Raw genomic sequence first — 13953 nt, 5'->3', positions numbered from 1 at the left:
CTCGCGCAAGCAAGCTTAGCGCCTACAGTTAAGGTTTGACGCGGTGTTTTTTTGTAGACGTGCAGCTTGCTGACGTGACGGGCGTAGCTCGTAATTACTTTATTTTAAAAGTCCCAAAAATACACACCCACAAAAAAGCTCACGAACTGTGAGCTTTTTTAAAACTTACTTATAGCTAATTTTAACTTATTGCTGCTTTTGCGGCGGGAAGTTACTTAAAATTTCGCTCACTGTTTTATTAATTGATGCTTCACGTTGTTCTGGCGATTGGTTTTTCTTTAATCGGCCTTCTTTTGCGCCGCGCCATACTAGCTGGTTAGATTCACGGTCTACAATATCAATAATCAGTGTGCCCACTTCGTATTCACGCGCGGTTGTATCACGTTGAAAACCAGTACCCCAATAACCCCAATGCGGGCGGTAGTTTACATTAAATGTATCTACTTCAAGCTCTTTATCTACCGATGCATGATAGTTAACAAGTACATCAGCATTTGCTGTATCAACTAATCTCATACCTAGTGTTTGGCTCAGTTCTGCGTTAACGGCAGTGCGAACACGTTTTTCCATTAGGCCATTAATTTGGTAGTTATTTGTGTCTTTAGTTAGGCTGGCGTTTTCTACCCAAGCAAATGTTTTAAAATTACTAAAGTTGGCTGATTTATCGTAATCCCAATCAGGGGTTTGTGTACAGGCTGTAAGTAGTGCTAGCGCTGCAACGATAAGTATATTTTTCATTACGTTTGCTCCAATAAAATGCATTAATTTAAAATAACACACATCGTTTAAATGTGTATTATTTAAACGTCCTATATTTTAGTTTAGTTGGTTTGCCTTAACGGCCAATTAATTGTGTTCAACTTCAATCCAATCTTTTTCATCTACCCAGTTTTGTGCACCGTCTTTTACCGAGCGAATAGGCACAATGTAGTCACAACTTATTTGTGGTTTAACTGAGGCAAATATAGGCACAAAACCAAAGCTTAGTGCGGTTTCTATAATCGCTTTTTGATTTTGTGGGTCAATGTCGGCCGCTTCATCTATGTAAATAGGTATACGGTATAGGTTTTGTTCTTGATCGCTTAATAAGTAACGTATAAACAACATGCCACACAATAACTTAATCGTAATACGTGTACCATTTGAACCCGCCGAATCTATTTTTTCAAAGTGTTCGGTTTCACCTGCGCGGTTAACTACTTCAAATCGAATATCAAATAAATCGGTAAGTGTTAAGCCCGCTTTATCTGATGCGAGTTTAATTAAGTGATCTTTTGCTTCGTTTACCGCACTTTCGCTGTACGGTTCTTGGCTAAGTAAATCAAGCGTGTCGCCTTGCTCAAACTGATGCGACGTGCTGATAATGGTATCTATACTATCAACCAGCATTTTGCGCGGTATGACGTTAATTTTAAACGCTTGCAGGTTTGAAATACGGTGCTGGCTTATGCCTTTATTAAAGCTATTCATTTCGCGGCGAAGTCGGTCTAAATCTTCTCGCAAGCCTTTAATCGTTGCGGCCACTTCGGTAAGCGCAACGCGTGCTTGGCGCTCAACAGCATCGCGTTCGTTATCAATATTATGAAAGGCGCTTATTAGCTTTTGGTATTTAGTGTATTCGTCATTTTCGTTGTCGAATTTAGTAATACCCGCGTTATATACATGCAAATAGGTATTACGCACGTTTATGTCAAAATTACGCAGTTCTTGGCAGTCTTTATTAAAATGATGAACAAGGTCGCTTAAGTTATCAAAGTCGACCGTAATATCAATCATGTATGGAGTTACTTTACCGCTGTATAAATCAAGCGTGTGATCAATTCGCTCGCTCTTAACTTGGCGTAATCGCTCAGTTTGGCGATTAATTTGCTCTTGTTTCGATTTAATTAACGAGCGACGATCGGCAATTGAGCCACTATTTTTTTGAATATCTTGCAAGTAGTCGTCAACTTGTTCGCGCTCAGCTAATAACTGCTCTTTTAGCATGGCTTGCGCTTCAACCGATAGCTGCATTACATCAAACTGCTCTAAGCGTTTTAGGGCGCTCTCGAGGCTCATAAGCTCATCGTATAACGCGTCTTTTTCTTTTTGCTTGTCGGCAACGTTTGCAGCAACATCGCGCTGTTGCTTAAACTCTTTAAGTGAATGCTCAAGTGCATTTAACTGAGCGGTTAATTGCTCTTTGTTTTCGCCGCTTTGCATTTGCACAGGCGAGAGCTTTTTAAGCTTAATGCTCGCACCTGGTAGCGTTAAGACGCCGCCTTTAACGTTTTCACTTAATAGCGATAAAAATTCCCCAAACGCGTCTTCGTCATCAATGGTTATATCGCCATTAGTGGTGGTTGCAAACGAGAGAATATCAGGGTTTAAAATGCGCGATATTTCTTCTACTTCTTTTAACGAGAGGTCTTCGCGCATGCGGGTAAACAAATTAAACTCAAGGTTTTTAAGTTGTAGCTTTAGGCTCTTAATTTGTTTTTGTGTTTCGCTAATGCGGTAGTCAAGTGTGTGTAGGCTTTGCCCTTGTGCGCTTGTTATAGAGTGCGAAAGCGACTCGTAATCTTGTTTTAACTGAGTCAGGCTGGTTTTAAGCGTGGCTTTATTTACCAGTTCAAACTCGCTTTTAAGCGCATCGTAATCTAAGAACCACTGCTCAATTTGAGTTTGTCTGCGCTCTATATCACGCGATTGCTGTACGTATAGGCTTTGTTTTTGCTCAAACTCGTGTTTTTCGTGCTCTATATCTTCAAGCGCTATACCCAACTCATTAAGTTGCGACTCTTGATAAGTATCAAAATCAATCAATGCTTGGTCAATTTTAGGTGCGTACGCCGCTAATTTACCTTTAAGCACGGTTTGGTTTTCAAGCATTGATTCAAGCGCGGCTATTGGCTCTTGCATTGACTCAAGGGCTTTTAATTCGCGTTTTGAGCGATTTACTTTATCAAACGAGCGACGCCATACTTCATAAAAGTCGACCTTAGAGTTCGACATATGGCGTTCAAACACGCGTAGCATAAAGCGTTTTACGTCGCTTGCGCCTAATTTATGTAAGTTAAGAATACGTCTAAATATTTCTTTATAAATAGAAGAGTCTTGTACATTATTTAGCGGGATCATTTTTAGGTTAATGTCGCCGTCAAAAGGCGTTGCGCCGCCAGTCAACAGCGCGTTTAACTCTTGTGCTTTTAACTCAATAGGGTTGTAGTTAAGCGATTTTAAATGGTTGAACAGCTTGGTAAATTTAATAATAGTTTTACCTTGCGTATACTGCTCTAAATCAAGCTTACCTTGATAACAAAAGTACTGATGCGCGTAACCGGCAATTTTACCAAGTCCTGCAACTCCAATTACTACCGAGCCATGAGGCAAGTTAGCTTCTAGTAAAATGTAGGACTGATCGGATGAAAAATAAAACTTACGGGTTTCATCTAAATCGTGTCCGTCCCATTCTGTTAAGCGCAAATCGTTAATAAGCGGAAACTGCAGGGCGTTAATAACCGAGCTTTTACCTGTGTTATTGGGCGCGCAAATAGAGCTGCTTTTATCAAGCGGGATCACACATTTTGCATAGCCTGCGGTGTTAAGTAGGGCGAGTTTGCTTAGTCCGTATAGATTTTTCATTCCTCGTCCTCTGTAATGTAGGTTTCTTCGTTTACTTCCATGAGTGCATCTATGTAGCGGTGAATTGGCGCTTGTAGCATAAAGCCGCCTTCTACTTCACGGGCTAAACCTAAGCGCACCATGCGCAGGTAAACGTCTTTACGCAAATCCGATCCCGAAAATATCTCAAGCTGATCAAACAAATGTTTGTTAATTTGCACCAGCGTTTGCATAAGCTCTAAATCGTTTACGTCGTCAAACAATGCGCGCATTGGGTCTTTACCCGTATTGGCGTAGTGCTCAATTAAAATGTAAATGGTGAGCGCGATAGCGCGAGATATTTTGCCCATATTTGGCGTACTTTCGTCGCTACCAAAATAATAAAAGCCACGGCTGTCGTGTTTCAAATCGTTACCTAGGGCGGTAAATAGGGCGGTGTAGTCTTCTATGTGTTGGTCAAGCTCTTGCCACATTACGTTGTCTTGCTCACAAATGTGATAACCCGCTACTAATTTTTTATTAATGGCTTGTAGATGGGTTAGCTCGTCTAAGTTTATGTGTGTCATGGTTTATTTACCTGCCTTTGGATCTGGCTGAGGCTCTGAATTAAATGGATATAAAGAAAAGTGCTGACCGGCAATTTTTACGCGGGCTTTTTCATCGCTTTGAATTATTTTAATATCGCTGTCGCTGACTAATTTTTGATACAAAAATAGCATTTCGTCGGCATCGAGATCTGGATAGCTTTCGTCTAAAAATTGCAGCAAGGGCTGCGGCTTTTTGCGTTTTTTATTAAAGCGCTTAGCAAAACTGGTTTTAACATCGTTGTAGTCAGGAATATTAGGCGTAACAAAAGCAGGCACGTCTTGCTGGTCAGGCAATTGGTATTCTTCGTGTTCAAATTCAACCAAGCTTGCCATGTAAGCCACAATATGGCGTTGCTGACCAAGCGAATATCGCTGCGCGTCGCTTACAAAATGTGGTTGCACAGCACTTAGCATATTGTCTACGCCATTTTTACGTACAAGCCCAAGTACTTTGGCTGCTTGACGAGTAATTAAGTTATTACGGCGTAGCTCCTCGCGCAGTGGCATAAGCATATCGGCACTTTTACGTAAGCTTTCTCGGCCCATTAAATGCATTTCGAGTATACGGGTACGTAATTGCTCCAGCATACGTTTGTCGTTATACGCTTTACCTGAGCGCTCAATGTGCAGTATTTGCTTACTTATTTGCTCTTCAATGAGGGTAAAACATGCATGAAACTCACCACGAATATCAACCATTTCAAGCATTGGCTCTATGTATTCGTCAAAGGCTTCTATTACCGCTTTATAACGCTTTTGCAGCGATTGCACTGCATTATTTGATTTGGCTTGTTCAACAATATTTAAAATAGCGTTTTCGTTGTGCGTATAAAGCTTCATTATTTTACGCACCCGATCATCCATAATGCGGCTGTAGCGTCGTAAGTCGTCAAAGTCTTCTATTTCGCCAGCGTTATCTAGGCGGTTACCTAAACGAGCCAGGTCCTCTACTAATACGCTAATTTCTTGTGCTAAACCTAAATGCTCTTCTTGCAGTAAAAAAGTAGCAAAATCGGCAATGGCACGATTTATTTCAAGTTGAGAGGATTTAGCCAGTGGAATTAAAATATCTTGGTTTAACAAACGATTTGTTTCTTTATAAATGCGTTCGTTTGACCACGTAGGCTGCTTTTGCTTAATCGCGTTTTGTACGTCTTTTAGGCTAAAGTCAGCCATTTTAAAACGTTTAAATAATAGCTCTAATACACCCCAATGTTCGGTTATGGTGTTTAGCAGCTTTTTAGCTGGGATCATAAGGGGTTACAACATCCTAGTATTTTATTATTGAGTTCTTTTAGAAGACTCATTATTACGTATTTTTAATTAACCTTGTCTGTATATAGTATTCGTTTTTAAGACCATTTAATAATAGTTTTTGCATAGAGGCAGTGCTAAAATTCGCGCCGAAAATAGGCACATGAAATGGAATGTTATTTGTGTGTTCTTTAAAACTATATCAAAGGTTGTTTAACTACCATGGTTTCCTCGATTATTCTAACCCTGATAGCGATTGCATTTTTACTGATCGTTATAGAAGATATAATCCATGTAAATAAAGCTAAAACCACGCTGTTTTTTGGTACGCTTTGCTGGATTCTTCTTTTTATATACCCCCTACACGGGCAAAGCCCCGATACGATTCAGCATCTTTTAAACGAAAATATTTTAGAAATTGCCTCATTATGGCTATTTTTAATGGCTGCAATGACCTTTGTCGCGTATTTAAATTCAAAGGGGTTTATAGAAAATATTGTGCACCGTGTTATGCCAAAAAGTATTAGCGAAAAAAAGCTCATGTTTTTGGTGGGTGGTTTTGCGTTTTTGTTTTCGTCGATTTCAGATAACGTAACAGCGACGCTTATATCGCTTGCGGTTGTTATGTCGTTAAAGCTTGAACCTAAAAAGCTCGTTAAATACGCCACGCTTATTGTGTTTGGAGTGAACTCAGGTGGGGTATCGCTAATAACAGGTGATGTAACCACACTAATGATATTTTTAGATGGCAAAGTAACCATTGCTCATTTATTACTACTTATAGCGCCAGCACTTGCAAGCGTTATGCTGCTTGCTGCGTTACTGTCTATTGGTATGAAAGGGCGTGTTGAGTTTGCTAGTGCAGGTAAAACCCGCATTGAAAAAACCGACATAACCATTGCTGTTATATTTTTATCTACCGTAGTGAGCACACTTACGTTGAGTGTAATTTACAGCGTACCGCCTTTATTAACCTTTTTGTTTGGCTTATCAGTGATGTTTTTAGTGGCGCAATTTTTAATGCGCAAAAAAGACATAAACAAAGACATAATCGATTTTGTTCGCGATATAGAATACGACACATTATTGTTTTTTGTAGGTGTACTTTTACTTGTAGGCGCACTTAAAGAAATTGGTATGTTGAGTAAATTTACCGACCTATACACGGTAATGGCACCAGAATACGCAAACTACTTAATGGGCATATTATCAGCAGGGGTCGATAACGTACCGCTTACCGCTGCATTATTAAAAGCCAATATAGTAATGAGCCAACAACACTGGTTGTCGTTTACGTATGCAACGGGCGTGGGCGGTTCAATGCTTATTATTGGTTCGGCTGCGGGCATTATTGCCATGAGTAAAGTTAAAGCGCTTACCTTTATGAGCTACTTGCGTTTATCGCTGCATTTATTAATTTGTTACACGGTTGGATATGCGGGCTCGTATTACATGGGCAGTTTTATTTAACTCATAAATTATTAAATGCTTGACAGCTAGACGTCTAAACGATAACTTTCAAAGCCCCGCTACTTAGTGGGGTTTTGTTTTATTAGCCACTGGTTAATAAAGCATTCAGAAGAGGTGCGATACTTAGGTACTTAATGTTAGGCGACGAAAGCCGATGATCATTAAGGAGGGAAGTACTCGCCGAGGAAAATAATGGTACGTCGTCATTGTTTTTCGGTTTATGGGGCTGAATCCTCAAAACTGTCACCAATATAGGTGGAGAGCTTCTGGCAGTGGACTTATCTTCAAGCATTCCTTTGCCAAGTTCTTCTTGTTTTATTGCGGTTTGGATACCGCGAAAGGAGACTAAATGACTACCCAATCAGTGCCACAAACAGTATCAGGCGCAAAATCAGATTACATCGTTGCCAAATTTGGCGGAACCAGTGTTGCAAATTTTGAAGCGATGAGTCGCTGTAGCGAAATTATTGTTGCAGATAAAAGCGTACGTATTGTTGCCGTGAGCGCCAGTGCCGGCGTAACTAATCACTTAGTTGCACTGTGTAAATCAAGCATTACTCCTAGTGAGCGCCAAGAACACATAAACGGCGTGCTTGCTATTCAACAAACTATTTTAGATGAATTATCGCTAGATGCCGATTTAGCGGTTGGCTTTAACGAAACCCTAAAAGCATTTCAAACATTGGCTCAAGAGCCACTAACAACCGATCAGCAACACGACGAGCTACTTAGCTTTGGTGAGCGTTTATCGTCGTATTTGTTTGCTCAAGTGCTGCGTTTACAAGGTTTAAACGCCGATCGCTTTGATGTGCGCAAGGTACTTAAAACCGACAGCCAATTTGGTAAAGCAACGCCCAATGTTGCAGCCACAGCGCAAGCTGCTAAAGAGCATTTAATTCCGTTATTAGACGCTCAAGTAATTGTAACTCAGGGATTTATTGGTAGTGACGAATACGGTCACACCACAACGCTAGGACGTGGTGGTTCTGACTACAGCGCTGCATTACTAGCTGAAGCGATTAACGCTAAAAGTGTGCATATTTGGACCGACGTAGTGGGCATTTTTAGCACCGACCCGCGTTTGTGCGCAAAAGCGACGCCTATTGCACGCTTAAGCTTTGACGAAGCCGCTGAAATGGCAACCTTTGGTGCAAAAGTATTGCACCCAGCGACTATTTTACCAGCAAGCCGTAGCCACATTAACGTGTTTGTAGGTTCTAGCCGAGAGCCTGAGCGTGGCGGTACGTGGATTGAGCGCGAAAAATCGCAGCAACCAGGTATACGCGCAGTAACGCAACGTAAAAACCAAATATTGCTTACGCTTAAAAGCCCAGAAATGCTACTAGCAAGCGGCTTTTTAGCACGCGTATTTACACTATTAAGTGAATACAATATATCGGTAGATTTGGTAACCACATCAGAAATAAGCGTAGCTATAACCCTTGATAACGCGCAAAACGCCTCGCGCCCAGAGCTTGATCAAGAATGCCTAGATAAGCTTGCAGAGTTTTGCCATGTTTCGGTAGAAAACAATTTAACACTGGTAGCACTTATTGGCTCTGAGATTCAATTACGCCAACACGAAATGAACTTAATGAGTGTGCTAAAAGACTTTAACATTCGATTAATTTGTCACGGTGCTAGTAAGCACAACCTGTGCTTTTTAGTAGAGCAAACTGAGTCAGATAACGTAGTACAGTCTATTCATAGTCGTTTATTAGAAAATGATTTTGCTGCGTAAATAACCGTTATTCAGGAAAATCACCTAGTAAAATCACTTAACAAAATTGATTAATAAAGTCATTTAATAAAAAGCATCGCCAGTCGATGCTTTTTTTATGCACCACACTCACATCAAAACAAACATTACTGTCATTGCTATAAGCTACAGTAACGCGATTACTGCAAGCACTCAGCTTTGCACTATGTAATTCGTCAAACACATTGGGGCTAAGTAATTTTGCAATAGGGCGGCTGGTGGCTTTAGCAACTGACTCTTTTAATGTCCAAATTCTAAAAAACGTATCTGCTTGGGCTTGGGTATTAGTAGGCTCGGTGATAAGTGTAATTTCATCATTATGATAAAAATGCTTAGCAAGCTTTTCAAACGGGCGCTTTAGGCTTACTTTTTCAATATCAAAACCAAACTCACTTTTATCAAAATTTAGCGCGACCCCAACTAAACCATGCGAGTGCGAAATACAGGTATTAATAACATCATCACTTACGTGTATTTGCAGCTTTGAGCTTGCCTCGTCAAATTCTGTACTCATTTTATTAAGGGCTACGTGCGCATGTTGCGGCTGCGCTACTTTAATAAGGTGTTTTAACAATAACCGCGTAGCTAAATACTCTTGCTTAGCTTGTGGGCTTTTACGGCGGTTTATAATAGTTAATTCAAATGGGCTTAAGCAATCGGGCAAATTAAAGTCACTAAGCTCAAGTGTTTTAGCATTAAATAATAAAATACTGTTACTCGCAAAAGACAAATTTGCCAATTGAGTTGAAGTAATACTCAAGGCGTTTTTAAAATAGTGTTCAGTCATAAAAGCCCTAAAGCAAAAGAAGTCGCTGATATTGTGAGCGGTTAACGCCACTAATAAAGGCTGGGTACAATTTTATTACTCAGCTGGCATGAAATATGGTTTAATTCACAATAACCAAAATAATAACAGATTTGTAGATGTATGGCACAAGTGCGTGATGGGTTTCAAAGCCGACTTGGTTTTGTTTTAGCCGCTGCTGGCGCAGCAGTGGGTTTGGGTAATATTTGGGGTTTTCCTACGCAAGCGGCCAACCATGGCGGCGGTGCTTTTTTACTGGTTTATTTTATTGTTATATTTTTACTTGCGCTACCTGCGCTGTATACCGAACTTTATTTAGGTCACAAAGCACAAGCTAACCCGGTAAAAGCATTGGGCGATGCATGGCAAAACACTAGCCGTAAAGTAGGTGCAGCAGCCGGTTACATAGGCCTTGCGGGCGCAGTTGTTATGCTAAGTTTTTATTCAATAGTGGCAGGGTGGATGCTCTCGTACGCTATTGAACCCATAACAACTTTTTTAGGTTTCACAGGCGCAAGCGAATTTCTACATAGCGACTCAGTGCTGCGTAATTTTGTATTTACGCCGCTTATGCTTATTTTAACTGCCAGTATTATTTTAAAAGGTGTTAAATCAGGAATCGAAACCTGGTCGCGCCGTTTAATGCCACTGCTACTCGTCTTGCTTGTTGGTTTAATTGCCTACATTGCAACACTAGATGGCGCAAGCGAAGGCTTTGCCGCGTATTTAATTCCTGATTTTAGCCAAATACTCGACCCTAACTTAATTATTGCCGCAATGGGGCAAGCGTTCTTTTCGCTCTCACTAGGTGTGGGCTGTATGATGATTTACGGCTCGTATTTACAACCAGATGCTAATTTACCAAAGCTCACAGCAGGTGTTGCACTACTTGATACTGGCGTTGCTTTTTTAGCTGGGTTACTTATTATTCCTGCTATTTATGTGGCGCAGCACAACGGTGTTGAAGTATTTAGTGGTGGTAAACTGATTGGCGAAGGGCAGCTAATTTTTGCTATTTTACCTGAGCTATTTAGCACCATGGGCGAAATTGGCTTATTAGTTGGTTTACTGTTTTTTGTATTAATGTCTATCGCATCGGTTACGTCAACTATATCGACAACTGAGATTCCGGTGGCGTTTTTAGTCGAAAACCACAACGTTAGCCGCACCAAAGCAACGTGGGCGGTAAGCGCCGTTGTACTTGTGTGTGCAAGCGCAATTATACTAAATTTTGATTGGTTATTTGGCTTAGTTATTATGCTATTTACTCAATACCAATTACCGCTTATGGGTTTATTTTACTTTATTACAGTAGGGTGGATGTGGCAGCGTGGTAATAAATTACACCAAGCAACAACAGGCGTACATTACTGGTTTGCTCAGTATATTCGTTTTGTTTGCCCAATATTAATGACCTTGGTATTTGCAAACGTTGCGTTTGGCTAAGCTCTATTTAAAGTAAATTTTTAAACAAAAAGCGAATAGGGCTCACCTTATTCGCTTTTTTGTGCCTATTATTTAGGTAAAGCTAAGGTATTTATAAAACCTCATTAGTTAGAGGCCTACCTTCACTTACTTCAAGCGCGTTAAATACGGTTGTGTTTGCTATTTCGGTAAGTGCTTCTTGCGTAAAAAATCCCTGATGCCCCGTTACTAATACGTTTTTAAAGCTCACTAAGCGCGAGAATATATCGTCTTGGTTTATTTCGTCGCTGTGGTTTTTAAAAAAAAGCTCCGATTCTTGCTCGTAAACGTCGAGTCCCAGGTAACCTAGCTTTTTAGTTTTAAGCGCGCTAATACACGCGTTACTATCAAGCAATGCACCGCGAGAAGTGTTAATGAGCATAACGCCGGTTTTCATTTTACTAAATGCCTCATCATTTATTAAATGATGAGTTTGCTCGTTCAGTGGGCAATGTAAAGAAATCACATCGCTTTGGCTAAGTAATGTGTCTATATCGGTAATTGTATAATTGCCAGGTTGTGCGTATGGGTCGCACACTAATACTTTAGCGCCAAAGCCATTTAAAATGTTGCACAGCGCAAGGCCAATTTTACCGCAACCTACAATACCCACGGTTTTATTGTGCAAGTTAAAGCCTAGTAATCCGTTTAAATCAAAGTTGTCTTCGCGCACGCGGTTATACGCTTTATGGGTTTTACGGCTAAGTGTTAGCATAAGTGCAATACAATGCTCGGCTACGGCCTCAGGGCTGTAAGCCGGTACGCGTAATACTTTAATTTCATGTGCTTTTGCAGCAGGTAAATCAACATTATTAAATCCTGCACAACGCAGCAAAGTAGTATTTATGCCTTGGCTTGCCAGTTGTTCAATAACCGTGGCGTTTACGGTGTCGTTTACAAATACGCATATGGCATCAAACCCGTTTGCTAAAATAGCCGTTTGTTCGCTCAGGGATTGCTCAAAATACGTTATTTTTATATCACGATTATCGCGTGTACTTTGTTCAAAAAAAGGCAGTTCGTACTTTTGAGTACTAAAAAAAGCAATATTCATGGTAATAGCCTCGACGCTTAATAAGTATCAATACAATAAACTACTTTATAAACCTATGCTTTAGTAACACGCATCTTATTGATTTAAATTAAGCCTTAGCTGGCGTAAACAAAGATATTTTTGATGCTACCTTTTTACCACCTCTTGCAGCGCTTAACTTTGCGGCTTGCAGTAAGTTACTTTCTATTACTTGTTTAAGTGTTTCGGGCTTAGTACGCGGTGCATAGCGAGCAACAAGTTGCCCTTGTGAATTAATTAAAAACTTAGTGAAATTCCATTTAATTGCGCGGTTTTGCGAAATACCCCGCGTATGCGACTTTAAATAATTAAACAACGGATGTGTTTCTGGCCCGTTTACCATTACCTTACCAAATACCTCAAACGAGATATTAAATTGATCTTGGTAAAAGTCTTTAATGGCTAAATTATCAAGCGGCTCATTTTGGCCAAACTGGTTACACGGAAACGCAAGCACAGTAAAACCATTGCTTTTATATTGCTGATAGAGCTTTTCGAGTGCGTTTAATTGCACCGAAAAATTACATTTACTCGCTGTATTAACAATAAGGACGGTTTTGCCCTGTAACTGGCTAAGAGGAAAATTTTCGCTGTTATAAAGTGGTGCATTAAATTGATAAATACTGTCCATAGGTTACCTACTTACCTTTCCCGTTAAGGAAATTTTATAAAGACTTTCATTCGCTTTTTTATCGACCGGTTGACATAATCGAGGTCTAGTTTCTAAGTTATCAGTTAAATAGGTCATTTTTATGTCAATGAAAGTCGCATTTATAGGTTTAGGCGTAATGGGTTACCCAATGGCGGGGCATTTAGCAAAAACAGGGCACAGCGTATGCGTTTATAACCGCACTCAAGCTAAAGCTCAAACGTGGACTGCAGAACATTCAGGAAGCTTTGCATCAACCCCGCGCGAAGCTGCCAGCAATGCCGATATTGTATTTATGTGTGTTGGGAATGATGACGATTTACGCTCAGTAGTGTATGGCGACGACGGCGTGTTAGCGGGCATGTTACCGCACACTGTTTTGGTTGATCACACCACAACTTCTGCCGAAGTAGCACGTGAAGTGGCTGCAAAAGCGGCTCTGCAAAATATCGACTTTATAGATGCGCCTGTATCGGGCGGACAAGCTGGCGCCGAAAACGGCGTATTAACGGTTATGGCGGGTGGTAGTGAAGCCGTATTTGCTAAAGTGCAGCCAGTTATGGCGGCGTTTAGTCGTTTTAGCCAATTACTAGGCGGCGTTGGCTCGGGACAACTTTGTAAAATGGTTAATCAAATTTGTATTGCTGGTGTAGTGCAAGGTTTAGCCGAAGGCTTACATTTTGCCAAGCAAGCTGGGCTTGATGGTGAAAAAGTTATAGAAACCATTTCTAAAGGTGCAGCCGGTTCGTGGCAAATGGAAAACCGCTACAAAACAATGTGGGCGGGTGAATATGAGTTTGGTTTTGCCGTAGATTGGATGCGTAAAGATTTAGGCATTGCACTCGATGAAGCTAAAAATAACGGCGCTACTTTACCAATGACCGCAACGGTCGATCAATATTACGCCGACGTACAAGCACTTGGCGGCGGCAGATACGACACCTCAAGTCTGTTAGCACGCATTGAAGCGCTGCATAAAAAGTAACGCTGTAGACGCGAAGCCCGTAAAGTAATTTATTCACAAAGAGGTTATGAGGCGCTGCGCTTTTAGAGGCAGTGATAGATAAAAAGATTGTTGTTGGTCTTTATATTTTCTCATTTACTCCTCTTGCTCTTCTCTTTGTGAATAGTGTTTTATTTAAGTAATTAAAAGCTATGCTTTTCACGTGAGCGAACTCTACGTTTACCCCAAAGTGTAGATATGAGTTTTACTTGTAGATACCATCTCTCATTTTAAGCTTCAAGGTCGTATTTAACTTTCTTGGAGCTTAAACGCTTCTTGGTTTTTTA

General features: G+C 40.6%; 11 protein-coding genes and 1 riboswitch. Of the genes, 4 read left to right on the top strand and 7 right to left on the bottom strand.

Annotated features, from left to right (window positions below):
• Positions 1 to 186: 186 nt before the first annotated feature.
• From QMA08_RS16980 to QMA08_RS16965, 4 genes are all read right to left on the bottom strand, one after another.
• Positions 187 to 738 (bottom strand): DUF4136 domain-containing protein, encoded by a 552-nt coding sequence (locus tag QMA08_RS16980; protein ID WP_290175017.1) that lies wholly within the window; start codon positions 736 to 738, stop codon positions 187 to 189.
• Positions 739 to 846: 108 nt separating this feature from the next.
• Positions 847 to 3624 carry an ATPase gene (locus tag QMA08_RS16975; RefSeq protein ID WP_290175016.1) on the bottom strand — a complete coding sequence of 926 codons (2778 nt, stop codon included), beginning with the start codon at positions 3622 to 3624 and terminating at the stop codon, positions 847 to 849.
• Positions 3621 to 4169 carry a hypothetical protein gene (locus QMA08_RS16970; RefSeq protein WP_024605891.1) on the bottom strand — a complete coding sequence of 183 codons (549 nt, stop codon included), beginning with the start codon at positions 4167 to 4169 and terminating at the stop codon, positions 3621 to 3623. The genes QMA08_RS16975 and QMA08_RS16970 overlap by 4 nt, the downstream gene beginning before the upstream one ends.
• A 3-nt stretch (positions 4170 to 4172) precedes the next feature.
• The gene (locus QMA08_RS16965; protein WP_182769613.1) at positions 4173 to 5444 is read right to left on the bottom strand and encodes a hypothetical protein; all 1272 of its coding nucleotides are present in this window, start codon (positions 5442 to 5444) and stop codon (positions 4173 to 4175) included.
• A 222-nt stretch (positions 5445 to 5666) separates the two neighbouring features.
• Between QMA08_RS16965 and nhaD the strand changes: the two genes are divergently transcribed.
• Positions 5667 to 6914, top strand: coding sequence for a sodium:proton antiporter NhaD (gene nhaD / locus QMA08_RS16960; protein WP_101217585.1), 1248 nt, complete (start codon positions 5667 to 5669; stop codon positions 6912 to 6914).
• A gap of 101 nt (positions 6915 to 7015) precedes the next feature.
• Positions 7016 to 7188, top strand: a riboswitch (Lysine riboswitch).
• Between the two features lie 75 nt (positions 7189 to 7263).
• Entirely contained in the window at positions 7264 to 8655 is a 1392-nt protein-coding gene (lysC, locus tag QMA08_RS16955) for a lysine-sensitive aspartokinase 3 (RefSeq protein ID WP_182693750.1), read from the top strand.
• A 37-nt stretch (positions 8656 to 8692) separates the two neighbouring features.
• On the opposite strand, the gene QMA08_RS16950 is transcribed toward lysC, so the two are convergent.
• A complete protein-coding gene (locus QMA08_RS16950) occupies positions 8693 to 9460 on the bottom strand; it encodes a 4'-phosphopantetheinyl transferase superfamily protein (protein WP_290175015.1) in 768 nt (255 codons plus the stop codon).
• Positions 9461 to 9601: 141 nt separating this feature from the next.
• Here QMA08_RS16950 and QMA08_RS16945 point away from each other — a divergent pair, with 141 nt between their 5' ends.
• Entirely contained in the window at positions 9602 to 10924 is a 1323-nt protein-coding gene (locus tag QMA08_RS16945; protein WP_007375800.1) for a sodium-dependent transporter, read from the top strand.
• A 91-nt stretch (positions 10925 to 11015) separates the two neighbouring features.
• Here QMA08_RS16945 and QMA08_RS16940 read toward each other — a convergent pair whose 3' ends face one another.
• Positions 11016 to 11996 (bottom strand): 2-hydroxyacid dehydrogenase, encoded by a 981-nt coding sequence (locus QMA08_RS16940; RefSeq protein ID WP_290175014.1) that lies wholly within the window; start codon positions 11994 to 11996, stop codon positions 11016 to 11018.
• Positions 11997 to 12084: 88 nt separating this feature from the next.
• Positions 12085 to 12645, bottom strand: coding sequence for a glutathione peroxidase (locus QMA08_RS16935; RefSeq protein WP_024605886.1), 561 nt, complete (start codon positions 12643 to 12645; stop codon positions 12085 to 12087).
• 121 nt (positions 12646 to 12766) lie between these two features.
• Here QMA08_RS16935 and QMA08_RS16930 point away from each other — a divergent pair, with 121 nt between their 5' ends.
• Positions 12767 to 13648 (top strand): NAD(P)-dependent oxidoreductase, encoded by an 882-nt coding sequence (locus QMA08_RS16930; RefSeq protein ID WP_182780913.1) that lies wholly within the window; start codon positions 12767 to 12769, stop codon positions 13646 to 13648.
• Positions 13649 to 13953: the final 305 nt, after the last annotated feature.

It is taken from the genome of Pseudoalteromonas sp. APC 3355, from assembly GCF_030407615.1.
GTDB lineage: Bacteria > Pseudomonadota > Gammaproteobacteria > Enterobacterales > Alteromonadaceae > Pseudoalteromonas > Pseudoalteromonas distincta.
The sequence above is the reverse complement of the archived record's forward strand: the minus strand, read 5'-3'. Positions and strand labels throughout refer to the sequence as shown.

What these genes read in the sequence shown, in the direction of transcription:
- nhaD (WP_101217585.1), top strand. Translation starts at nt 5,667, where the DNA reads ATGGTTTCCTCGATTATTCTAACCCTGATAGCGATTGCATTTTTACTG.
- QMA08_RS16965 (WP_182769613.1), bottom strand. Translation starts at nt 5,444, where the DNA reads ATGATCCCAGCTAAAAAGCTGCTAAACACCATAACCGAACATTGGGGT.
- QMA08_RS16935 (WP_024605886.1), bottom strand. Translation starts at nt 12,645, where the DNA reads ATGGACAGTATTTATCAATTTAATGCACCACTTTATAACAGCGAAAAT.
- QMA08_RS16975 (WP_290175016.1), bottom strand. Translation starts at nt 3,624, where the DNA reads ATGAAAAATCTATACGGACTAAGCAAACTCGCCCTACTTAACACCGCA.
- QMA08_RS16930 (WP_182780913.1), top strand. Translation starts at nt 12,767, where the DNA reads ATGTCAATGAAAGTCGCATTTATAGGTTTAGGCGTAATGGGTTACCCA.
- lysC (WP_182693750.1), top strand. Translation starts at nt 7,264, where the DNA reads ATGACTACCCAATCAGTGCCACAAACAGTATCAGGCGCAAAATCAGAT.
- QMA08_RS16945 (WP_007375800.1), top strand. Translation starts at nt 9,602, where the DNA reads ATGGCACAAGTGCGTGATGGGTTTCAAAGCCGACTTGGTTTTGTTTTA.
- QMA08_RS16950 (WP_290175015.1), bottom strand. Translation starts at nt 9,460, where the DNA reads ATGACTGAACACTATTTTAAAAACGCCTTGAGTATTACTTCAACTCAA.
- QMA08_RS16980 (WP_290175017.1), bottom strand. Translation starts at nt 738, where the DNA reads ATGAAAAATATACTTATCGTTGCAGCGCTAGCACTACTTACAGCCTGT.
- QMA08_RS16970 (WP_024605891.1), bottom strand. Translation starts at nt 4,169, where the DNA reads ATGACACACATAAACTTAGACGAGCTAACCCATCTACAAGCCATTAAT.
- QMA08_RS16940 (WP_290175014.1), bottom strand. Translation starts at nt 11,996, where the DNA reads ATGAATATTGCTTTTTTTAGTACTCAAAAGTACGAACTGCCTTTTTTT.